This window comes from Pseudomonas putida (assembly GCF_050989985.1).
Taxonomy (GTDB): Bacteria; Pseudomonadota; Gammaproteobacteria; order Pseudomonadales; family Pseudomonadaceae; genus Aquipseudomonas; species Aquipseudomonas putida_AI.
This window is the reverse complement of sequence record NZ_CP158815.1, coordinates 1,857,481-1,879,525: the sequence shown is the minus strand read 5'-3', so window position 1 is coordinate 1,879,525 and position 22,045 is coordinate 1,857,481. Positions and strand designations below refer to the sequence as shown.

At 63.7% G+C, this 22,045-nt stretch carries 15 protein-coding genes; 3 read left to right on the top strand and 12 right to left on the bottom strand.

The window, feature by feature from the left end; genetic code table 11:
- Nucleotides 1-23 precede the first annotated feature (23 nt).
- The 3 genes from qhpC to peaA form a co-directional block, all read right to left on the bottom strand.
- Nucleotides 24-347, bottom strand: coding sequence for a quinohemoprotein amine dehydrogenase subunit gamma (gene qhpC / locus ABTV29_RS08995; protein WP_008016081.1), 324 nt, complete (start codon nucleotides 345-347; stop codon nucleotides 24-26).
- 1 nt (nucleotide 348) lies between these two features.
- On the bottom strand, nucleotides 349-1,779 hold the full coding sequence (peaB, locus tag ABTV29_RS08990; RefSeq protein WP_433769736.1) for a quinohemoprotein amine dehydrogenase maturation protein: 1,431 nt from the start codon (nucleotides 1,777-1,779) through the stop codon (nucleotides 349-351).
- Between the two features lie 83 nt (nucleotides 1,780-1,862).
- Nucleotides 1,863-3,443 carry a quinohemoprotein amine dehydrogenase subunit alpha gene (peaA, locus tag ABTV29_RS08985; RefSeq protein WP_433769735.1) on the bottom strand — a complete coding sequence of 527 codons (1,581 nt, stop codon included), beginning with the start codon at nucleotides 3,441-3,443 and terminating at the stop codon, nucleotides 1,863-1,865.
- A gap of 1,656 nt (nucleotides 3,444-5,099) precedes the next feature.
- Here peaA and ABTV29_RS08980 point away from each other — a divergent pair.
- Nucleotides 5,100-6,590, top strand: coding sequence for an aldehyde dehydrogenase family protein (locus ABTV29_RS08980; protein ID WP_433769734.1), 1,491 nt, complete (start codon nucleotides 5,100-5,102; stop codon nucleotides 6,588-6,590).
- A 123-nt stretch (nucleotides 6,591-6,713) separates the two neighbouring features.
- Here the strand turns inward: ABTV29_RS08980 and qhpG are convergent, their stop codons facing one another.
- The 7 genes from qhpG to ABTV29_RS08945 all read right to left on the bottom strand — a co-directional run bounded on the left by qhpG (nucleotide 6,714) and on the right by ABTV29_RS08945 (nucleotide 16,308).
- A complete protein-coding gene (qhpG, locus tag ABTV29_RS08975) occupies nucleotides 6,714-8,012 on the bottom strand; it encodes a flavin-dependent monooxygenase QhpG (RefSeq protein WP_433769733.1) in 1,299 nt (432 codons plus the stop codon).
- Complete coding sequence (gene qhpE, locus ABTV29_RS08970; protein WP_433769732.1) at nucleotides 8,009-8,719, bottom strand: subtilisin-like serine protease QhpE; 711 nt, start codon at nucleotides 8,717-8,719, stop codon at nucleotides 8,009-8,011. The genes qhpG and qhpE overlap by 4 nt, the downstream gene beginning before the upstream one ends.
- Nucleotides 8,709-10,427 carry an ABC transporter ATP-binding protein gene (locus ABTV29_RS08965; RefSeq protein ID WP_433769731.1) on the bottom strand — a complete coding sequence of 573 codons (1,719 nt, stop codon included), beginning with the start codon at nucleotides 10,425-10,427 and terminating at the stop codon, nucleotides 8,709-8,711. Before ABTV29_RS08965 ends, qhpE begins: the two co-directional genes overlap by 11 nt.
- A complete protein-coding gene (locus tag ABTV29_RS08960) occupies nucleotides 10,427-12,334 on the bottom strand; it encodes a sigma-54-dependent Fis family transcriptional regulator (protein WP_433769730.1) in 1,908 nt (635 codons plus the stop codon). The genes ABTV29_RS08965 and ABTV29_RS08960 overlap by 1 nt, the downstream gene beginning before the upstream one ends.
- 248 nt (nucleotides 12,335-12,582) lie before the next feature.
- Nucleotides 12,583-13,608: a histone deacetylase family protein gene (locus tag ABTV29_RS08955; RefSeq protein ID WP_433769729.1), complete on the bottom strand. Its 1,026-nt coding sequence runs from the start codon at nucleotides 13,606-13,608 to the stop codon at nucleotides 12,583-12,585.
- Nucleotides 13,609-13,744: 136 nt separating this feature from the next.
- Nucleotides 13,745-14,974, bottom strand: a complete 1,230-nt coding sequence (locus ABTV29_RS08950) for a Zn-dependent hydrolase (RefSeq protein WP_433769728.1) — start codon at nucleotides 14,972-14,974, stop codon at nucleotides 13,745-13,747.
- Nucleotides 14,975-14,997: 23 nt separating this feature from the next.
- Nucleotides 14,998-16,308 (bottom strand): MFS transporter, encoded by a 1,311-nt coding sequence (locus ABTV29_RS08945; protein WP_433769727.1) that lies wholly within the window; start codon nucleotides 16,306-16,308, stop codon nucleotides 14,998-15,000.
- A gap of 262 nt (nucleotides 16,309-16,570) precedes the next feature.
- Here ABTV29_RS08945 and ABTV29_RS08940 point away from each other — a divergent pair, with 262 nt between their 5' ends.
- On the top strand, nucleotides 16,571-17,254 hold the full coding sequence (locus ABTV29_RS08940; protein ID WP_433769726.1) for a response regulator transcription factor: 684 nt from the start codon (nucleotides 16,571-16,573) through the stop codon (nucleotides 17,252-17,254).
- 9 nt (nucleotides 17,255-17,263) lie between these two features.
- Here the strand turns inward: ABTV29_RS08940 and ABTV29_RS08935 are convergent, their stop codons facing one another.
- Nucleotides 17,264-17,920, bottom strand: coding sequence for a Fe2+-dependent dioxygenase (locus ABTV29_RS08935; protein WP_433769725.1), 657 nt, complete (start codon nucleotides 17,918-17,920; stop codon nucleotides 17,264-17,266).
- A gap of 152 nt (nucleotides 17,921-18,072) precedes the next feature.
- Here ABTV29_RS08935 and ABTV29_RS08930 point away from each other — a divergent pair, with 152 nt between their 5' ends.
- The gene (locus ABTV29_RS08930; protein WP_433769724.1) at nucleotides 18,073-20,922 is read left to right on the top strand and encodes an autotransporter domain-containing protein; all 2,850 of its coding nucleotides are present in this window, start codon (nucleotides 18,073-18,075) and stop codon (nucleotides 20,920-20,922) included.
- A 165-nt stretch (nucleotides 20,923-21,087) separates the two neighbouring features.
- Here the strand turns inward: ABTV29_RS08930 and ABTV29_RS08925 are convergent, their stop codons facing one another.
- The gene (locus ABTV29_RS08925) at nucleotides 21,088-21,951 is read right to left on the bottom strand and encodes an alpha/beta fold hydrolase (protein WP_433769723.1); all 864 of its coding nucleotides are present in this window, start codon (nucleotides 21,949-21,951) and stop codon (nucleotides 21,088-21,090) included.
- Between the last annotated feature and the right edge of the window lie 94 nt (nucleotides 21,952-22,045).

Genomic DNA, 22,045 nt, shown 5'->3' with positions numbered 1-22,045 from the left:
GCTGGAATCCTTCTTCTGTCTGATCACTTGTCTTTCGGGAAGACAGTGCCGAGGTTTCGCCAGTTGTCGTTGGACGCCTGCGCATCCTTGTTCCAGTCCGGGTAGGTGCTCATCATGTCCGGCACCTGGGCCGGCCACCAGCAAGGGTCGGAGCAGCCATACAGGTCGGCTTCCATCGGCTGGCACAGCGACGACACACCGCCGAACGCATCGATTTCCCAGCCCGGGTCGGTGGTCGAGGCACAGCCCGCCACGGAGCTCATGGCCACCACTTCTTCGATGCGGTTCTCGTCCGCGGCCTGATCCAGCTTCAACGCTTTGTTATTGATTGCCTTGAGATGTTTCATATCAGTGAGCCTTGCGCGGAGTGATGTAGCTGCTGATGAACGCAGGGTTATTGGCCATGATCCGGGTGTAGACCTCGATGCCGAAGTCGACCCAGTCACGCATCAGTTCGCAGTAGTGATAAGTCGGGTGCGTCGGGTCGCCGTAGCGGGCGTAGCTCTCGTGGTAGCAGCCGCCGGAGCACAGGTTGCGGATCTGGCAGTCGTTGCAACCGGTGTTGGTACGGTCCAGGCGCTGGGACAGGAAGTCGTTCAACTCCACCTGCTTCACGCCACTGTGGACGTTGCCGAAGGTCGGCATCGACGAGCCAGTGAAGCGGTGGCACAGGTTCAGCTCGCCCTTGTGGTCCACCGCCAGCATCTTCAGGCCAGCGCCGCAGGGCAGCGCCTTCTTGTGGCCTTCGTGGATGTCGGTGATCAACTGGTGCAGGTTGGAGAAGCCGATGTTGCGGTGCTCCAGTGCCGCTTCCAGGTAGCGCCGACCGAGGGCCTTCATGTTGGCGAAGACCTGCACCAGTTCATCGCTGGTGAGGTTGAAGCTGCTGATGTCGCCAGAAGTCACCGGGGCAAAGCCGACTTCGGCAAAACCCAGTTCGTTGAACAGGTGATCCCAGATGGTTTCGACGTCGGTGACGCCGGTGGTCAGGGTCACCCGGGCGCCCACCGGACGGCTGTTGTAGCGTGACAGCAGCATCTCGGCCTTGCGCCGCACCACGTCATAAGTGCCCTGCCCGCCCACGGTGATGCGGTTGCGGTCGTGCACGGTTTTCGGCCCGTCGATGCTCACCGACAGCCCGAAACGGTGGGCGTTGAGGTAGTCCACGGTTTCTTCGGTGAGCAGCGTGGCGTTGGTGGTCATCACGAATTCGACGAACTTGCCCGCTTCGGCAAAGCGTTTTTCGCAGTAATCGACCATGTACTCGATCAACTTGCGATTGCTCAAAGGCTCGCCGCCGAAGAACACCACGGTGAAACGTTCTTCGTCCGGGGACTCCTTGAGTAGCATTTCCACCGACGCGATAGCGGTTTCGACGTCCATCTTCTTGCCGGCCGATGGCTTGTCGAGGTCTTCCTTGTAGCAGTAGGTGCAGCTTAGGTTGCAGCCGGTGTTGACGTTGAGCACCACGGTGTTGATCGCGGTGCGCTCGACGCGCTTGGTGGCGATGTCCGGGGTCAGTGGCGAGCCGTCGCTGACCAGTTCCAGGGCCATCAGTTCGCGCAGGGTCTCGGTGATTTCTTCGCCGTTGAAGCGCGCGGCCAGGCGCTGGATCAGGTCGTCCGAGGAACAGCCGGGGCCACGCAAGGTGTCGATGATGGTGCCCGTCAGTTCATCGCTGGCGAACAGCGAACTGCTGGGGATGTGGAACAGCATGCGGTCGGCGTCGACCTGCACTTCGTGCAGGTTGCGTTCGACCAGATTCAAAATTGCGCCCATGGCAAACCTCCTGTGCAGGCCCCGCTTGGTGGGGCTTGCGGTCATTCCGAAAAGTGTCTGGATCGGTCAAGCGATCAAGCAACTTATGGAATGGGTGGGTTGTTCCAGCGTTGCACGGTCACGATCATGTGGCCTTCGCCGGTCAGGGATTTCCCTGCGTCGTCGACGGCGGCGATCACCTTGAGGTTGCCGGCATTGTTAGTGGACATTTTGCGCGCAGGGTTCGGCCCGGCATCGCCCGGGGTGAACACGCCCGCGTCGGCCTGCATGGTGCCCGCGTACTTGACGTCTTCGTCTTCCTTGGCGCGGTCGTCGAAGGCCTCGACCTTCCACTGCGCCGGGAATACGCCAATGCGATAAGGCTTGCCATCGGCGCCCTTGCCCCAGGCTTCGGCGTCGAAGCGACCCTGGACTTTCGGCGTCGAACCACCGCCCTCGCCGATCCGCGCCACCGAGAATTCCGGCACCACCTTGACTGCATCGATCTTGCTGTAGACCGACAGGCTCGGGCCTTTCAGCGCACCGACGGTGACCGCGCGCAGGCCCGGCTGGGCATTGGCGGCCGCCTTGAGTTTGACTTTGATCTGTTCCGGGCTCTGGGAGACGACTTGCACCACCTCCACGCCCTTGCCGAAGTTCGGCTTGCCGGCCAGGCCGCTGCCGATCAGGGTCACCTCGGTTTCGCTGCCGACTTTCAGGTAGCCCGGCTGCACGGCCAGCAAACGCTGGGAACCCTGCTTGGCAGCTACGAAGTCCAGGCCACGCTCGTCATGCTCGGCCTCGAACATCCGGCCCTGCATGGCGTTGCCCTGGGCGGCGAACACCTGGCGCATGGTCACGCCGTCGATGGTCACATTGCCGCGCCATTCGTAGCCGGTGTAGACAATCGCGCTGCCGTCGCCGTTGAACGGCGTACCGTCGGCGTACTGGCCCTTGACGCTGACCTTGAAGGTGTCGCTACCGTCGGCGGTTACGCTCATGATGCCGGCCAGCTCGCCTTTGCCCGGCAGGTGGCCGCTGAAGCTCCAGTCACCCACCAGCGCCTCGCTTTTCGGCGCGGTGCCCAGCCATTTTTTCCAGGCCGGGTTGTCCAGCGGATAACGCTTGGCCAACAGCGGCACCATCTCTTTGCGGGCGATATCGAACCAGTCGCGGTCACGGGCCAGGGCCTGGTATTCCAGCGACGGCCATTGGCCGAGGTGGAAGTTCACCAGACGCTCCCATTCCTGGGCCGGACGGCGTTGCAGCGCAACCCGCGCACCGGAGTGGCAGCGGCCGCACATCTGGCTGGTCTGGTCGTCGAATTTTTCCACGGTGTTGAGCCGGCGCTCCATGGCGTAGCGCACGCCATCGGTTTCGCTGGGCGCCAGGCCCTGGGTGTCGGCCAGGTACTTGACCAGCGTGCGGCGATCTTCATCGCTGATCTGCAAACCGTGCATGGTCTGCATGCGCGCAATGCTCATCAGCCAGCCTTCCGGCGTCTTGCGCTGGTGGCTGATGCGGCTGAGGGCGTTATTGGCTTCGGGGGTGTGACAGCCCTGACAGGTTTCCTTGAGGATGGTCTGGGCGTCGCGGGCTGCCAGGCTGTCAGGCGAATGCAGCGCCACACAGGCGGCCACGGCCAGCAGACTGACACTCAGGCCTGATCGGAGTTTTCTCTTCATCAACGTCGAACCTCGCACGGTGCTTTCTTATTTTTGTTGCTGATCGTTTTTTTGGTTTCTGCCGTCAACGGCGAACCGCTGGCGGAGGCAAGAGAAACGTCTGCGATGAGCAATACACGGAGCGTGCCAGCTTGAGAATGTTTCTTTGAATCAATGGGTTGTGGGTAATTGCCGGGGTTTTGACGTAAACGTTAACGGCATTCCACGTTTAATTTCGCGACAACTGTTTCACTCTGAGACGAGCATAGGTGAGGGTTGGTGAGGGGGGATGACCACCTATCATTTTGGGCAGTTTGTGGGGGATGGGCGGATTGGGTTGGGTTGGGTTCGGTGTGCATATCCGTTTTTTTGGTGATGGCTGCTTATGGTTCCGCCCTTACGGCGGGTTACTTGGAAAAGCGCCAAGTAACCAAGCGCTTTTATCCCCTGACGTACGGCCCTTCGCTTAGGCTCAGGGTTCCCTCGCTCCGGTATTCATCCGGGGGCATCGCCTCCGGTTTGCTTCGCTGCACCTCCTCTCGATGTGTGCGGCTTCGCCGCACGGCGCTGCGCGCCCTCCCCCCGGATGAACACCTCCACTCGGCCTTCCGACGGGGCAGATCAAAATCAAAAGCCAAAGCGAGGCGGCCGACCGGCCGGCCTGATTGCGCGGGTCCCGTGTAGGAGCGAGCTTGCTCGCGATGGACGAGAGGACGCCGCGGGGTGTCAGGCAGCCAACGTTATCGTTGACGACCATCGCGAGCAGGCTCGCTCCTACAGGGGATTGGGTACAGCCGTGAAATCGGGTCGGCTGTCGGGCCGCCTTCGCGGGCAAGCCCGCTCCCACAAGGGATCGAGTACATCCGTGAAATCAGGTTGGCTGCCAGGCCGCCATCGCGGGCAAGCCCGCTCCCACAAGGGATCAAGTACATCCGTGAAATCGGGTCGGCTGTCAGGCCGCCTTCGCGAGCAGGCTCGCTCCCACAGGGGATTGGGGGCATCCGTGAAATCAGGTCGGCTGTCGGGCCGTAATCGCTGGCAAGCCAGCTCCCACAGGTATGCGTCCACCTGCGGACCTGTAGGAGCTGTCGAGTGAAACGAGGCTGCGATCTTTTGATTTTCAAAAGCAAGATCAAAAGATCGCAGCCTTCGGCAGCTCCTACAGTGAACCGCGCCAACCATCAGGCCGAGCGTTAGCTCGCCTCGTTTGCTTTTGATTTTGATCTGCCCCGTCGGAAGGCTGAGCGGAGGCGTTCATCCGGGGGGCAGGCGCGTAGCGCCGTGCGGCGAAGCCGCACACATCGAGAGGAGGTGCAGCGAAGCAAACCGGAGGCGATGCGCCCGGATGAATGCCGGAGCGAAGGTATGCCGAGCCTGGGCGAGGCACCGTACGTCAGGGGATAAAAGCGCTTGGTTACTTGGCGCTTTTCCAAGTAACCCGCCGTAAGGGCGGAACCATAAGCAGCCGTTACCGCAGCAACGGATATGTACACACAAACCACACACTCCATAGGGAAACCGACTGAAACGAATGTCTCACCCACGTCTCAGATTGCGACAATCAGGCCCGCCTCAAATCCCCACTCCCACCATCGAACCCCACTAAACCAAGCCACAAGCCAAACTGGCACAGCCATTGCGAAAGACCTCGGCACACGAACAAGACGAGGTTTCAACATGTCGCTCCCAAACCTGCTTCCCGCCACTTCGGCGTTTATCCAGCGCGCCCCGCGCATGCTCATTGGCGGTGAATGGGTCGAGGCCGCCGACGGCCAGACCATGCCCCTGCATAACCCGGCCACCGGTGAAGTGCTGTGCGTCGTGCCACGGGCCACGCCGGAGGATGTCGATCGGGCGGTGCTCGCCGCGCGCCAGGCGTTCGATGATTCGGCCTGGACCCGCATCCGTCCCCGTGAGCGGCAGAACCTGTTGTGGAAACTCGCCGACCTGATGCAGCGCGATGCCGAGCTGCTGGCGCAACTGGAATGCCTGAACAACGGCAAGAGCGCCGCCGTCGCCCAGGTGATGGACGTGCAGCTGTCCATCGACTTTCTGCGTTACATGGCGGGCTGGGCGACCAAGATCGAAGGTTCCACGGTCGACGTCTCCGCGCCCTTGATGCCCAACGACCAGTTCCACAGTTTCATCCGTCGCGAAGCGGTGGGCGTGGTCGGTGCCATCGTCGCCTGGAACTTCCCGCTGCTGCTGGCCTGCTGGAAACTCGGCCCGGCGCTGGCCACCGGTTGCACCGTGGTGCTCAAGCCCGCCGACGAAACCCCGCTGACCGCGCTCAAACTCGCCGAGCTGGTGCTGGAAGCGGGCTACCCCGAAGGGGTGTTCAACGTCGTCACCGGCACCGGCATCACCGCAGGTTCCGCCCTGACCCACAACCCGCTGGTGGACAAGCTGACCTTCACCGGCTCCACCGCCGTGGGCAAGCAGATCGGCAAGATCGCCATGGACTCCATGACCCGCGTCACCCTGGAGCTGGGCGGCAAATCGCCGACCATCGTCATGGCCGACGCCGATCTGCAAAGCGCCGCGGCCGGTGCCGCCAGTGCGATTTTCTTCAACCAGGGCCAGGTCTGCTGCGCCGGTTCGCGCCTGTACGTGCAGCGCAAGCATTTCGACAATGTGGTGGCGGATATTGCGGGTATCGCCAATGCGATGAAACTCGGCAACGGCCTGGACCCGAGCGTCGAGATGGGGCCGCTGATTTCCGCGCGCCAGCAGGAGCGGGTCTACGGCTACATCGAGAAGGGCCGGGAAAGCGGCGCGACCATCGCCTGCGGTGGCGAGCAATTCGGGCCGGGCTTTTTCGTCAAGCCGACGGTGATTGTCGACGTCGACCAGAAGCATTCGCTGGTGCAGGAAGAAATCTTCGGCCCGGTGCTGGTGGCGATTCCGTTCGATGACGAAGCCGAGGCACTGCGCCTGGCCAACGACAGCCCCTACGGCCTGGGCGCGAGTATCTGGTCCAATGATTTGGCAGCGGTGCATCGCATGATTCCGCGGATCAAGTCCGGTTCGGTATGGGTCAACTGCCACAGCGCGCTGGACCCGGCGCTACCGTTTGGCGGGTACAAGATGTCGGGGGTTGGGCGCGAGATGGGGTATGCGGCGATTGAGCATTACACCGAGTTGAAGTCGGTGTTGATCAAGTTGTAATTGGCGGCGTCCTCCCGGCCGCCATCGCGAGCAGGCTCGCTCCCACAGGGGATTTGTGATCAACACAAAACTACTGTGGGAGCGAGCCTGCTCGCGATGAGGCCAGAACTGCCGACACAAGGCTCAGGGCTTGAAACCCTGAGCCAACAACCAGCTCCTGACCATCCTCCCCTGCTCCACCGTCAACCCCGCCAACACCTGCTCCGCCGGTTCACGGCACATCAACCTGCGCACCAACGGCGCCAGCTCCACCCCCTGCACATGCCAGATCCCCAACGGCTGATCCGCCGTGATCACCACGTCGGCCTCATCGACAAACCCGTCGCGCAACACCGGCGCCCGCTCGATCCGCAGTGCGGCGAAATCCGCCTCGGCATGCGCCACCTCCGCATCCGGCCATTGCCGTCGCGCCTGCCAGAACGGCTGATCCAGCCAGCGCTGCTCATCGGCATAGAAATCCCGGCCAATGCGCGCGAACCGCAGGAACAGCTGCTCCACCCGTTGCTGGTGAAAACGCCGGGCCAGCGCCGCTCGCTCGGGCTTGCACAGCAAGGTGTTGATCACGGTCGGGGCCTGCAACGCCGAAGACAGTGATTGAAAGATGCCGTTGCCCGACAGCGGGTCCACCGCCATCGCCGCGTCGCCCACCCGAATCCAGTTATCGCCGCACACCTGCGGGCTCAGGATCGCCGTGCTGCTGCGGGCATGCAGTTGCAGGTCAAGCTCGGGCTCGCCGCCGAAAAAGTCCTGGGCCAGCGTCGATGCCTGGCGCCGCTGGCGACAGTATTCGAGTAGCTGAGCCTTGCCCGGCAATTCGGCGCTGGCCACGTCCACCGTCCATTGCCAATAACACTGGCCGTCGGCCCGGCGCGCCATCCACGCCCAGCCGTCCGCGAGGCTTTCCACGGCACTGGCGGTGGCGCCCGGGGTGCCTTGCCAGCGATTGAGCAGGCTCACCGTTTCCGGCCCACGCAAGCCTTTGCCGAGGGCCGGCGCCTGGCGCCCGCGAGCCTCCACCAGAAAGTCCGCGACCAGTGCTTCACGCCCGTCGATCTCGATGCGATGGCCGGTGGTGGAAGTCTGCACCGACAGCACCCGGCCTTCGATCAGCTCGACCCCTGCCACGCGCAGAGCTTCCCGCAGGCCGCGATCGAAGGTCGGGCGATCCAGCAGAAACTCGACGTTCTGCGCATGTTGCTGGCCGTTCCAGTTCACCTGCCTTTGAGAGGGCAAGGTCGCTTCCGACAGCGCCTGATGCAGACCGGCGCCGCGCAATGCCTCCAGCACTCGCAGGGACACCCCTTCCAGCGCGGCAAAGCGCCGCCATTCGCTGACCAGCGTGACCGCATAACCGAGCCGGCGCAGCCCCAGCGCCACCGCCGCGCCCGCAGGTCCGGCGCCGAGAATGACAATCGCGGTCATGGCCCGAAGCGCCGTTCAGGGCCACGGTAACGGGCGTTCTGCCGCAGATACTCGATGACCTGTTGGTTGCTCGCCTCCGGCTGCTCCACCAGGAACGCCGCGATGTGCCCGCTCAACGCCGCACAACCGAGGCTGGCACCGGACTGCCCCGGATAAGTGCCGTGCACACAGGCGGCAAAATCCGCCTGGGCGCTGTTGAGCCATGACCATTCGAGTTCGGCGCAGCGCGCGTCGCCGGTCACCCGCAGCACCTGTGGATAACTCGCCGGGTACACCCCTTCGCCTTGCGCCGGGCTCGACGCGCAAAGCAAGACACCGCGCTCCACCGCCGCTGCGCAAGCGGCGCGCAACAGGCTGCGATCCTGGCGCAGGCCAAGGCTCAGGTTGATCAAACGCACGTCCTGCGCCACCAGCCAGTCAATCGCCGTGGCGATTTGCAGGGCACTGGTGACGCCACGCTGGTCGAACACCTGGGCCACGCAAAACAGCGCCGAGGGTGCACGCCGGCTGATGGCTTCGATGACCGCACTGCCGTGGCCCAGCGGATCGTCGCGCAAGTCGCTTTCGGCGAGCCCGTCCTCCACCAGGGAAAAGCGCCGCCCGCCGATCACCTGCACCCGCTGTGCCGCCGAATGGCCGCTGTCCACCACGCCAATACGCAGCTCTGGTTTTTCATGCGGCGGCGTTTCATGCAGCTCAGGCTTCATGCAGCACCGTTTTCGAGATCAGCACGCCGTCGAGCAATTCGAAACGCAGGTCGGCATCGGCCAGGGTCGAGGGACGGTGGCTGATGAGGATCCGCGTGCGCCCGGCAAACAGACGGTCGATGGCCTCGATCACTTCGCGCTCGGTGGCTTCATCCACCGCCGAGGTGGCTTCGTCGAGCACCAGAATCAAAGGGTCCTGCAACAGCGCGCGGGCGATGGCGATGCGCTGTTTCTGCCCGCCGGACAACTGCTGGCCGCGCTCGCCCAGCGGGCTGTCGAGGCCTTCGGGCAAGGAGGCGATCAAGCTGTCGAGCTGTGCCAGGCGCGCCACTTCGGCAATTGCTTCGCGACTGGCGTCCGGCACTGCATAGGCCAGGTTGTCGGCGAGGCTGCCACGGAACAGCACGATGTCCTGACTGACCACGGCGATGCGTCGGCGCAGCTGGAACAGATCCAGCTCGCGCACATCCACTTCGCCCAGCAACACGCGGCCTGACTGCGGGTCGTGGTGGCGTTGCAGCAGGTCGATCAGGGTCGATTTGCCGACGCCGGAGCCGCCGCTCAGGGCGACTTTCAAACCGTAGGGAATCCGCGCCTCGATACCGCGCAGGGTGGTCGAGCGACCGGGATGGCTGAAGTGCACGTCATCAAAACGCAGTTCGCCAGAGCCCGGCATCGGTTGTGGCGAGTCGGGCGAAAGTACGGTCGGCTGTTCGCCGCGCAACTCCATCACCCGCCCGAGGCTGACGGTCATGCGCTGGATCGCCACATAAAGCCCGAGCAGGCTCTGAACCGGCCCCACGGCCATGCCCAGGTAGGTGGAAAACGCGATCAGCGCGCCCAGTTGCCAGGTGCCCTGCACTACCCAGTAACCGCCGATCAAAAAAGCGCAGGCCCGGGACAACGAAGTCAGCGTGCCCGGTACGGCCTGGGTGAAAAACTCGGTGACTTGCAGGCGTAGCAACTGGCTCATGTAGCCCTGGCCCAGGCTCTCCAGGCGCCGCGCTTCGCGTTGTTGCTGGCCGGCGGACTGGATGAATTTCATCACCGGCAGGGTCTCGACCATGAACGACGACATGTCCGCCGAACGTTCGCGCAACTGCCGCACGTCACGCTCGACCTTGCGCCGCATCCAGCGCAGCCAGAGCACGTCGAGGGGGATCAGCACCAGCGCCAGCAGCGACAGCTTCCAGGACAGGGTCAACAGCATCGCCACCGCCACCACCAGGCCGATCACGCTGGACACCGCCGAGAACAGCGAGTCCACGGCAAAGCGCTGGATCTCCGCGACGTCGCCATCCAGGCGCGACATCAGGTCGCCAATGCGCCGCTGGCCGTAGAAGCTCGGCGACAGGGTTTGTAAATGCCGATAGAGGTCATCGCGCAGGGCAAACAACATGCGCCCGGACAGGCGCGTGTGAAGGTAGCGGTTGATCCCCGACAGCGCCGTGCCCAACAGCCCGGCGACGATCATCAGCCCGGCCATCAGCACCAGCATCGGGAAATTGCGCGCCAGCAGGCCATCGTCGATCAGCATCTTGGTCAGCCATGGCTGCACCAGCACCAGGGCCGAGGCGCAGACCGAAAGCCCGAGCAGCCCGGCAATCGCCAGTCGATGGGGCCGCACGAAACTGTAAAGCCAGTGCAGCGAGGCCTGCAGGGCTTCGGGGTTCTGGCTGTCGATCAGCCGAACGATCAGGCGGCGCATCACGAACGCAACTGTTTGAGCTTGCGATACAGGGTCGCGCGACTGATGCCCAGGGCGTCGGCGGCGGCCGAGACGTTGCCCTGATGGTTGTCCAGAGACTGGCGAATCATCTCCAGTTCGTTTTCGCGGATGCTGCCGGACTGCGGACGCTCGGTCGCGGTCAGCTCGTCGAGCATGCTGTCGGGCAAGTGATCGAGGGTGAGCACGGTTTCTCCCGGCTCGCGCATGGCCAGCGCGGTGCGCAGGACCATCTCCAGTTGGCGGATGTTGCCCGGCCAGTGATAGTTGCCGAGCAGGCGGCCCAGATCGTCGTGCAGAACCACCGTCGGCGCCTCGAGCCGGGCCAGCAGGCGACCGACCAGCGCGGTGAAATCCTCGCGCTCGCGCAGGGCTGGCAGCATCACGCTGATGCCGTTGACGCGATAGAACAGGTCTTCGCGAAAGTGCTTGTCTTCCACCAGACGCTTGAGGTCGCGGTGGGTGGCGCAGATCAGCGCAACGTCGATGTCCTGTTCTTCGCCGGCGCCCAGCGGCGCGACCTTGCGGTCCTGCAACACCCGCAGCAGCCGGGCTTGCAGGGCCAGCGGCATGTCGCCGATTTCATCGAGGAACAGCGTGCCGCCGTGGGCCTGTTGCAGGCGACCGATCATGCCGCCCCGGCGCGAGCCGGTGAACGCGCCCTCGCGGTAGCCGAACAATTCGGACTCGATCAGGCCTTCGGGGATCGCCGCACAGTTCACCGCGACGAAGGGTTTGTCGCTGCGGCTGCCGGCCATGTGCAGGGCCCGGGCGATGACTTCCTTGCCGGTGCCGGTTTCGCCCAGCAGCAATACCGGCAGCTGGTTGGCCAGGCCCTGGCGGGCCATGCGCAGGGCCCGGGCATAACGCTCGTTGCTGCCGGCCAGCGATTCGAGGTCCGGTGGCGCGACCTTGGTGGTCTTGGCCGGGGTGCGAATTGCCGTCCCGACGTTTAGCGTCCGCTGCGGCGCGCGCAGGGTTTTGTAGAAGAACTCGCCCTTGGCGGTCTGCAGGCTGCCGGCGCCGCCCTGATGCAGGCGCGCCAGCAGTTGCAGGCCATCGACCCCGAGAAACTCTTCGCAGCGCCTGCCGACCAGCGTCGAGCGCTCGGCATGCAGCAACTGGCAGGCCTGGGCACTGACCGCGAGGATTTGCCCGCCGAGGCTCACCGCCAACAGGCCCTGCCACGGGGATTCGAGGTATTGGCGACGGCTGTGGAACGCCAGGACGATTTCGTCCGGATAACTGGCGTTGAACACCCGGCTTTCGATCTGGCTGACCGCCATGGCCAGCAGCGCGGTGCTGTCGTGGGCACGGCCCAGCGGGCCCTCGCGGGTCAGGTCGAGTACGCCGAGGATCTCGCCCTGCGGGCAATGGATCGGCACCGAGGTGCAGGAAAAATCGCTGAGGCGGTCCAGGTAATGTTCGCCGCAATCGATCAGGGTCGGCCGGGCTTCCACCAATGCGGTGCCCAGGGCATTGGTGCCACGGGCGGCTTCGCTCCAGCAGGCACCCAGGGTGATGTCCTGCAGGCCGCTGCCCTTGAGGCGGTCGGCGCGTCCTTCGACGGCGAGGATGGTGGCATCGGAGTTGGCGAGGATGATCAGCCCTTCCTTGCCCTGGCGTTCGGCCAGGTAATCGATGGAGGGCAACGCGGCGTCGATCAGCAGGCGGTTGCTGGCCAGCAACACGTCCAGGCTGGCGCCCGATTCCAGCGCCAGCTCATGCTTGGCATTGAAATGCACGCCATGGCTGAGGCTGCGTCGCCACGAAGCATCGATTTCCGCGCGCAGCACGCCGTCCGGCACTTCGCCTTCCAGGTGCAGTTTTTCCCGGGCCAGCCGGGCTTCGCGGTGCAATTTGGGGGAGTTTGTTTTTATTAGCGTCATCAAGCGCTCCGGGTCGTCCGCCCTGCGCCGTTACTTTATATGTCGGCGCTGTGGAGCCATCTTGACGTTAACGTCAGGGCGATGGCAAGTGCCTTACGGCGCTTGTGTTCCATTGGATGGACCGCGTTATCGTTCTTCGCGAGCAGGCTCGCTCCCACAGGTAAAGCATTGACCACAGATCCATGGTTCACCCGATGCACTGTGGGAGCGAGCCTGCTCGCGAAGGGGACCTCAAAGACACCGCAAAATCAGCGCTGCCACACCTCAGGATTCACAAAAAACGCCCGCGCATTGTCCTCCAGGCTCTCCAGGTGATACCCGCCCTCCTGCACGATCAGGCACGGCAAGCCGAGGCTGCGAATCCGCTCGCCGAGCGTGGCGAAGCCTTCGCGGGTCACCGCCACCTTGCTCTGCGGGTCCAGCTCGTAGATATCGAAGCCCAGCGACAGCACCAGCACCTCGGCGCCGAAATCGGTCACGGCCTGCAAGGCGACATCCAGTTGCCCGAGGAAATCCGCCTCACTGGCAACATGGGCCATCGGCAGGTTGAGGTTGAAGCCCTCGCCCGCGCCGACGCCGCGCTCATCATTGAAGCCGGCGACCCCTGGATAGAAGTTGGTCGGATCGCCGTGCACCGAGACATAGAGCACATCGTCGCGGTCGTAGAAGATTTCCTGGATGCCCTGGCCGTGATGCATGTCGGTATCGAGCACCGCCACCCGGGCGAATTTGCCGCGCAGCACCTGCGCCGCCACCGCCGCGTTGTTCACATAACAGAAGCCCCCCGCCGCTTCGGCTCGGGCGTGGTGGCCCGGCGGACGGCACAGGGCATAGGCGGCGGGTTCGCCATCGAGTAACGCCTTGGCGCCGGCGATTGCACTTTGGGCCGACCAGTAGGCCGAGCGCCAGGTCTGCTCGCCCACCGGGCAACTGCCGTCGGCCAGGTAGCGCGCGGCCTGTGCCAGAATGCCGCGCAGGGCGTTGGGCTCACGCACGAAGATGTTCGACATCACCTCATCGCCCCAGTCTTCGGGGACTTCCTTCCAGCGCTTGTGGGCTTCCTGCAGGAATGCCAGGTACGGCGCGCCGTGCACCGCCAGCAGTGGATCGAGCCCGGCGTCGGCCGGTTGCTCGACCTTGAAACCCAATGCATGGGACGCCTGCACCAGCCGCTGGGCACGCTCCGGCACTTCCTGCGGGGTGCGCATCTGGCCGCGGGAGTAGTAGCTGCGTGGATGGTGGAGCAATTGTTCGGGGTGGAAAAAACTGCGCATAACGTCAATACCTGTCAGGAGCCCGTTCTACTGTGGGAGCGAGCCTGCTCGCGAAGAGGGTGTGTCAGTCGACATCAATGTTGTTTGACACACCGCTTTCGCGAGCAGGCTCGCTCCCACAGGGGGATATTTGTGGTCAGTTGGCTTTTTCGGCGCGGGCCAGTACGGCGTTGAGCAGCACATCGGTGCCCTGGCGCACATCTTCCGGCAGCACATCCTCGGCTTCGTTATGGCTCAGGCCGCCCACACACGGAATGAACACCATGGCCGTCGGGCAGAACCGCGCCAGATGGATTGCGTCATGTCCTGCGCCGCTGACGATCGATTGCTGAGCGTAGCCCAGGGCATCCACCGCCTGCTGCACCGCCGCCACGCATTCGGGGTCGAACGGCGTGGCCGGGCTGATCCAGTGCGGGGTGATGGTCAGTTTCAGGTCGCGGCCGTCGGCAATGGCCTGCAGTCGCGCACGCACCTGTTGTTCCATGGCGGCGATGGCGTCATCGCGGTGGTGACGCAGATCGACGGTGAAGTTCACCAGCCCCGGAATGGTGTTGCGCGATGACTTGTTGATGCTCAGTTCGCCCACGGTGGTCAGGCCTTCGGGGGCGAAATCCGCCGCCAGGCCTTCGATGGCCTGAATCATCCGCGCCACGCCATACAGGGCGTCCTTGCGCAGCGGCATCGGCGTCGTACCGGCGTGGGCGGCCATGCCTTCCACGCGCACGTCCAGCCAGCGAATCGCCTGGCCGCCGCTGACCACGCCGATGCTCTTGGCGTTGTCTTCAAGGATCGGCCCCTGTTCGATGTGCGCTTCGAAATAGGCATCCACCGCGCCGCCCAGCGGCCGCTTGCCGGCATAGCCGGTGCGCTGCAATTCGTCGGCGACGCTGATGCCATCCACATCTCGCACCGCCAGCGCCTTGTCCAGATCCATGATCCCGGTGAACACCGCCGAGCCGAACATCGCCGGGGTGAAGCGTGCGCCCTCTTCGTTGGTCCACACCGCCACTTCCAGCGGCTTGCGGGTCTGGATCCCCAGGTCGTTGAGGCAACGCACCACTTCCAGGCCGGCGAGCACGCCGTACACGCCATCGAACCGCCCGCCTTCGGGCTGGGTGTCCAAATGGCTGCCCATCATCACCGGCGCGGCGTCCGGATCGGTGCCGGCGCGGCGGGCGAACAGGTTGCCGATGGCATCCACGCTCAGGGTCATGCCGGCTTCACGGCACCAGTGGGCAAACAGTTCGCGACCGGCCTTGTCTTCATCGCTCAGGGCCAGGCGGCAGCTGCCGCCACGGGTAGTGGCGCCGATTTCGGCCATGGCCATCAGGCTCGCCCAGAGGCGTTCGCCATTAATCTTCAACATGGGTTTCTCCAGGAAAATCAGGGTTAGGCACGGGCCAATTCGACGCGTTCAGCGCTGGCGTGGCGACGGGCAAGGGACAGGACACACAGCAGCGAAGTCGCGGCGATCAGGCTGTAGAACACCGCCATCGGCCACCACTGCCCGGCGAACTTGTGCGCCAGCATCGTGCCGATCAGCGGCGTCAGGCCGCCGGCCACCGCGCCGCAAATCTGATACGCCAGGGAAATCGCGGTGTAGCGCACCCGGGTTTCGAACATGCCGCTGACGTAACCGGCGATCACCGCATAGAACGACGCCATGCACACCACCGCCAGGGCGATGCCGAGGATGATCAGCGGCGCCTGGGCCGAGCTCACCAGCACGAACATCGGATACGGCGAGGCCATGGCCAGCAGCGACACCAGGCACAGGAAACGGGTCGCGCCGATTTTTTCGGCGATCCACGCCGCCACCGGCTGGATGCAGAACTGGATGATCGCGACGAAGAACAGGCACTCAAGGATCAGCGAACGCGGCAGCGCCAGTTGCTGGGTGGTGTAGGCAATCATGAAGGTGTTGGTGAAATACACCCCGGCGATGCCCAGGGTGTTGGCGCCAATGCACAGCAACAGCGGGCGCCATGCAGTGCGCAGCACTTCCATCACCGGCGCCTGCTCCTTGCGGGTGTTTTTGATCGCCTGTTCGCGGCTGGCGAGAAACTCCGGCGATTCATTGACCCCCAGGCGAATCGCCAGGCCCACCAGCAGCAACAGCGAACTGGCGAGGAACGGCAGGCGCCAGCCCCAGCTCATCAGGTCTTCTTCCGGCAAGCGGGTGACGGCACTGAACGCCAGCAGCGACAGGATCAAGCCGGCCGGACTGCCCAGTTGCGCGAACGAGGCGAAGAAATTGCGCCGGCCCTTGGGTGCATGCTCGCCGGCCATCAACACCGCCCCGCCCCACTCGCCACCAACGGCGATGCCCTGGACGATGCGCAGCACAATCAGCAGCACCGGAGCGGTGGCGCCGATCTGCGCGTAGGTCGGCAGCAGACCGATGCACACGGTGACCACGCCCATCATCAACAGGGTGATGATCAACGACTTCTTGCGCCCGATGCGGTCGCCGATATGGCCGAAGACAATCCCGCCCAACGGCCGCGCAAAAAAGCCCACGGCGAAGGTGCCGAAGGCGGCCATGGTGCTGAACAGCGGATCGTCGGAAGGAAAGAACAGCGCACCGAACACCAGCGCGGCGGCAGTGGCGTAGATGTAAAAGTCGTACCACTCGATCATGGTGCCAATAAAGGCAGCGGCGGCCGCACGGCGCGGCTGGGACGAAGCGTGAGGCTTCATGGGTCGGGCTCCTTGAGTTGTTTTTTTGGCAGGAGAGAAACGGCAAATCCGGGGCGCTCTGCGGCGCCGGTCTGGGGAGGATTTTTCGTCCCGAGGCGATGATTAGTCAATTTTCTATTTGTTATTCGGAGTATTAGTCAGATTTATAATCTGGAATCCCGCGACCCCAGGCGACGCAGCCTCCGTTCACTCCGTCGGAAATCCCAAGTGGCTGATGGGTAAAGACTCGCCGCCAATGATGGCTCATTGATATAGTCGTGCCATGACCCATCTGATCCTCCTAGAACAAGACCCCGTACAGGCCATGGAGCTCAGTGAGTTTCTTGGGCGAAACGGCTACATCACCACGACGGTGCAAAGCCTGGCGGCGTTCGAGCAATGCTTCGATGCCCAGCTGCATCCCATGGCGATCATTGATCCGAGCCTGCCTGATGGCGACGGGCTCAAGTTGATCCGCCGTTTGCGCCAGGCCGGGCATCGACTGGGCATCGTGGTGTTGAGCGCCCGTGTGGACGTTTCCTGCAAGGTCGCGGCCTTGAGTCACGGCGCCGATCATTTCCTGAGCAAGGGTTGCGATCTGGATGAGTTGGCGGCGGTGCTGGAATCACTGCGCTGGCGCTTGAACCTTGGCCGCAGCGAAGAGCGCTGGTTGCTCGAACCCGGGCCCCGGCGCTTGCAGGTGCCGGGCAGCGGGCCGGTGCGCCTGTCCCAGCAGGACCTGTTGGTATTGCGCTGCCTGATGAGCCAGGCCGGCAACAATGTCAGCCGCCAGAGCGTGATCGAGGCGCTGGACCAGGATTACCTGAGCTATGACCAGCGGCGACTCGACTCGCAGATGCGGCGCCTGCGTCGCAACATCGAGGAATGCTCGGGCCAGACGCTGCCGATCAAGACCCTGCGCAACGTCGGCTTCTGTTTCTACGCCCCCGCCAGCATCCAGGCCTAGCATCCAGACCTAGTCACCCCACATCCGCATCAAGCGCTGGACGCATTCGGTGGTTTGCAGGGCCAGCGCCTGGTATTGCTCGTCCCGGCCAAGGTGCTGGGGCACGACGCTCAATTTGCCAAGGATCTCCCGGTGTTCGGCGCTGCGGATGCGGCTCTGAATCCAGCCGGCCGCCGCGTGCCGCACGCCCTGGGTCACCGGCCGTACTTCGTGCAGGCAGTCGTTGGGGTAAAGCAGCAGGCTGCCGGCGGCCAGCTTGAAGCTGAAGTTCTGCGACTGATGGTTGATCACCAACTCACCGCCCTCATAACCGGCCGGGTCTTCAAGAAATAGCGTGTAGGAAATATCGGCACGCAGCTCCCCCATGAATGCACCGTCGACATGCAGGCCGTAGGTCATGCCGGGCTCATAGCGATTGATCAGCGGGCGCCCTACATGCCTGGGGATGGCGAAAGCCTGCAACGCCGGTTGCTCCAGCAGAACGCGGGCGATGCGATCGAGCAGCGCGCCGTGCACCTGTTGATCGAGTTGCAGGTTGTGCTTGGCCTCGCGGGCCATGCCGTTGGCGGTGAGCTTGCCGTCGCTGAAAGGCCCCTGGGCTATCGCCTGGCGGATGTCTGCCAGCAATGGCGGTGGCAAGGCGTTCTCGATGATCAGGTAATGCACGTGTGGGCTCCCGGCGCAGGTTCGCGCGCATCCTACCAGCGGCCGGCAACGACCAGAACCGGCGCTCAGATTTGCTCAGTCTCGTTTACCGACTCTTCGGTAGATTTGCGCGATCTGTCAAACAGGGCCCAAAGAGGCCACGCGGGAGTTAAATGAACAAAGCCTTTCGTATTATCTGGAGCCACACGCGCCAAGCGTTCGTGGTGGTTGACGAACTTGCCTGCGCCCGGGGAAAACTTAGCGCCGGGCGTCTGTTGCTGGCCGGCGCGGGGGCCGGCTTGCTGTCGGCGGCCACACCGGCACTGGCGGTTGCGCCCTGCACCGACATTGCTGCGGGAGCGACCCGAACCACAACCTGCTGGATTGCCCCAGCCGCGGACCTGAATGTCGCCTCGGGCGGCACGATCAATGTCAGCACGGGTTCGGCGGTCAGTGTCCTGAGCCCCCCGATGAACTGGGGCACGCTGGACAACGCGGGCACCATCACATCGACCGGCAACTACGCCATTTCCATCAGTGGCGGTAGCGCAACGGCCATCAACAACCAGAGCAGTGGCGTCATCAGCGGCTACTACGGAGGCATCCAGCTCTACGGGTACTCAGGTACAGGCCTGACCCTGGGGAGCCTCAACAACGCGGGCCAGATAACGTCCCCCTATGCCTACGGCGCGGCCATCGCTGTCTTCAGCAATGCCACCCTCGGCAGCCTGACCAACAGCGGCACGATCCATGGCGGCTATGGCATCGGCGTGGCCCTCGGTACCATCAGCGGCAACCTCACCAACACCGTTGACGGCACGATCTCGGGCGATATTTCGGGCATCGTTATCTTCGAAGGCGCGAATGTGGCCGGCGTCATCGACAATGCCGGCAGCATCACCGGCAACATCGGCATCGCCATGCTCCAGTCCGAGTCGGGCTCGAGCCTGGCAACGATCGGCGGGCTGGACAACAGCGGTATCATCAGCGGCACCCAGGCGGGCTTCAGCGCGGATATGTCCACGGTCAACGGCGACCTCATCAACCGTGCGTCAGGCTCCATCACCGGTAACTCGGCGCTGACCGTCAGCAGGGCCTCGGTCAGCGGTGATATCCATAACAGCGGCACCATCGCCGGTACGTCCAATGGCGTGAAGGTCAGCTCAGCCTCGGTTCGCAGCATCATCAACGACGCAGGCGCGACGATCAGCGCAAGCGCAGGTCCCGGCATCCTGATCACCAACAGCTCGGTCGTCACCTCCATCGTCAACAGCGGCACCATCAGTGGCAGTACCTATGCCATCGATGCCAGCAACAATTTCGAAGGCGGGCTGGGCACGATCGCGATCGACGGCAACGACACTGCCCGCTTCATCGGTGCGGTCAATGCCCCGGACACCAATGTGCTGCTGCGCCAGAACGCTACTTACACCCTGCGCGGCGGCGAAGCGTTCACCATCGGCACCTTCCAGAACAACGGCGTGCTCGGCGTGGCTCCCAATGCCGACACCACGGCGACCATTCACGGCAACTACGTCCAGAGCGACAGCGGTGCGTTGAAAATCGGCGCGGCCAGCGATACGTCCTACGGCAAGCTGGTCGTGGACGGCATCGCGACGCTGGCTGACAACGCCAAAGTCATAGTCGACGTCACTCCTGCCGATACCCGCTTCAATACTTCGCGACTGGCCAACGTATTGAGCGCCCAGACGCTGGTCAGCAACGGCACTTTCGCCGTCAGTGACAACTCTGTGCTGTTCGATTTCGGCGCGGTCAAGAACGGCAACGCCATCGACCTGACAATGGTCGCGGCGGCCCAGACCCCACCGGACACCGGCAATCCTCCTGATGTGAGCAACCCTCCTGATGTGAGCAACCCTCCGGACGTGAGCAATCCGCCATCGGGGGGCACCAGTGCCGAACAAGTGGTCAATCATCTAGGCAACACCCCGGCCGGCCCGGCGGCCCGCGCGCTGGACCAGAGCTTTGCGCAAAACCCGTCCGGGGAACTGGCCAGCCACTTCGTCGGCCTGACCACCGAACAGCAAGTGTCCGATGCGGTCACCCAGACCCTGCCGCTGTTGACCGGTGGCATCAACAGCGCCACCAGCAGCACACTGTCGGGGATCAATCGGGTGATCCAGGCTCGCCAGGGCAGCAACAGCGGCCTGTCTTCCGGTGATGAGCCCGTGGCGCAGGACAACGCCTGGATCAAGACCTTCGGTTCCTGGGCCGATCAAAGCGAGCGCAGCGGGATCTCCGGTTTCGATGCCGACACCCAGGGCCTGGCCATTGGTGTCGATGGTGCATTTACCGAACAAACGCGCCTGGGCATCGCCTTTGCGTACGCGAAAACCAATGTCGACAGCGACTCGCGCATCGCCCCGCAAGATGCACAGATCGACACCTTCCAGTTGATCGGCTACGGCAGCTACGCCCTGACCCCGGACACCGAGCTGAACTTCCAGGTCGACGCCGGCCAGAACCGCAACGAAGGCAAGCGTCACATGCCATTCGCCGATGCGACCGCCAAGGCCGACTACGACAGCTACAGCGCCCACGCGGGCCTGGGCCTTGGCCACACGCTGCGCTTCTCCGAGACGTTGACTTTCGTGCCGTCGGTACGCGCTGACTACACCTGGATCGGTGACGAGGCCTACCACGAGAAAGGTGCAGGCGCCCTGAACCTGGACGTGGACAGCCGTGATGCCGAGGAGCTGATCTTCAGCGTCGATGGCAAGCTCAACTACAGTCTGGGCAGTAACACGGTCCTGAGTGCCAACCTGGGTGCCGGTTACGACGTGATCAACGAGCAAACGTCGATTTCGTCCGCCTACGCCGGTTCCCCAACAGGCGTCTTCACCACCCGTGGCCTCGATCCAAGTCCGTGGCTGGGACGCGCCGGCCTGGGCCTGAGCCATACCCTGGACAACGGCACCGAAGTCAGCCTGCGCTACGACGCCGAGTCGCGCAGCGACTACCTCAATCAGGGGGCGTCGATCAAAGCGCGTTGGGCGTTCTAAAACGCTGCCTGGACAACCCTGCATGGATGCCGGGTTGTCGCACACCTGTAGGAGCTGTCGAGGGAACCGAGGCTGCGATCTTTTGATTTTGTTTTTAAAGGCAAGATCAAAAGATCGCAGCCTCGTTTCACTCGACAGCTCCTACGCAGTTCCGGGAGAACGTGTTCAGTCGGAATCGACGTCTTGCAGTTGCAGCCAAAGCTGCGGCCAATCCTGCGCCCAGCAGCATTGGTGGGTGTAGCCGGGAATGACCCTGACACTGGCCGGGCTCGCCTTGGGATAAGCGGCGACGAATCCCGTCGTCAACACCGAGGGGATCACGTTGTCGTTCGCGCCGCTCAGGTGTACCTGCGGGATCCTGGCCAATGTCGCCCGTTGCCCTACCGGGTTGAGGGACCCGTCCAGCGGGCTGACGTGGTGGTATTCGGCCCACGCCGCCGGGTCGAGATTGCCGGCCACCGTGATGATGTTTTGCACATCGTCACGCCGCGCGGCCAGCAACAGGGCCAGCGCGCCTCCGCCGGAATAGCCGACCAGGGTCAAGCGCCGGGCACCTGCCTGTGCTTTGAGTTGGTCGACAGCCTGGTCGAAACTGGCGACCACTTCTTCGGCGAAGCGTGCATGGGTCCAGTAGCGCTGGCGACAGTTGCCCTGATCTGCAAGGTACTGGCAGGGGCGCGCCAGGTAGGCCGCGTTCCCCGCAGGCTGTGCCAGTGCCATGCGCAAGGCAACCGGGTTCACGGGTGTTGGATCGCTGGACGGCTGGCTGGCGCTGACCCAGGCAAAACCATCGCCTTCGAGATAAACCGTCAGATGCGGGTCTTTATCGAAAGTGTCGGGAATGAAGGCTTGCAGGTTGAAGGTTGATGTCGCGAGGTCAACGCCGTGCCAATGCCGGGCTTGCACCAGCGCAACCGCGGCCTGGCGGCGTTCGCCGGGAGCCGGGACGGACACGCAGGCCGCCAGCAACAGCATGGCCGCAACGGACAGCGCGCAAGGTGCGTGACGCCCGATCGTTCTGGCGAGCATGGACAAAGTCCGCCAGGGAAGCGGGCTTGGGAAATCGTCGGGCATGCCGGGAGTCTGCGCCTGTTCAGGAAAGCGAAACTATCTATCGTTGCGC

Coding starts and splice junctions, on each gene's coding strand:
- qhpG (WP_433769733.1), bottom strand. CDS start 8,012: ATGACCGCGATTGTCATTCTCGGCGCCGGACCTGCGGGCGCGGCGGTG.
- ABTV29_RS08925 (WP_433769723.1), bottom strand. CDS start 21,951: ATGCTCGCCAGAACGATCGGGCGTCACGCACCTTGCGCGCTGTCCGTT.
- ABTV29_RS08955 (WP_433769729.1), bottom strand. CDS start 13,608: ATGCGCAGTTTTTTCCACCCCGAACAATTGCTCCACCATCCACGCAGC.
- peaB (WP_433769736.1), bottom strand. CDS start 1,779: ATGGGCGCAATTTTGAATCTGGTCGAACGCAACCTGCACGAAGTGCAG.
- ABTV29_RS08940 (WP_433769726.1), top strand. CDS start 16,571: ATGACCCATCTGATCCTCCTAGAACAAGACCCCGTACAGGCCATGGAG.
- ABTV29_RS08960 (WP_433769730.1), bottom strand. CDS start 12,334: ATGACGCTAATAAAAACAAACTCCCCCAAATTGCACCGCGAAGCCCGG.
- qhpC (WP_008016081.1), bottom strand. CDS start 347: ATGAAACATCTCAAGGCAATCAATAACAAAGCGTTGAAGCTGGATCAG.
- ABTV29_RS08950 (WP_433769728.1), bottom strand. CDS start 14,974: ATGTTGAAGATTAATGGCGAACGCCTCTGGGCGAGCCTGATGGCCATG.
- ABTV29_RS08945 (WP_433769727.1), bottom strand. CDS start 16,308: ATGAAGCCTCACGCTTCGTCCCAGCCGCGCCGTGCGGCCGCCGCTGCC.
- ABTV29_RS08965 (WP_433769731.1), bottom strand. CDS start 10,427: ATGCGCCGCCTGATCGTTCGGCTGATCGACAGCCAGAACCCCGAAGCC.
- ABTV29_RS08930 (WP_433769724.1), top strand. CDS start 18,073: ATGAACAAAGCCTTTCGTATTATCTGGAGCCACACGCGCCAAGCGTTC.
- ABTV29_RS08980 (WP_433769734.1), top strand. CDS start 5,100: ATGTCGCTCCCAAACCTGCTTCCCGCCACTTCGGCGTTTATCCAGCGC.
- qhpE (WP_433769732.1), bottom strand. CDS start 8,719: ATGAAGCCTGAGCTGCATGAAACGCCGCCGCATGAAAAACCAGAGCTG.
- peaA (WP_433769735.1), bottom strand. CDS start 3,443: ATGAAGAGAAAACTCCGATCAGGCCTGAGTGTCAGTCTGCTGGCCGTG.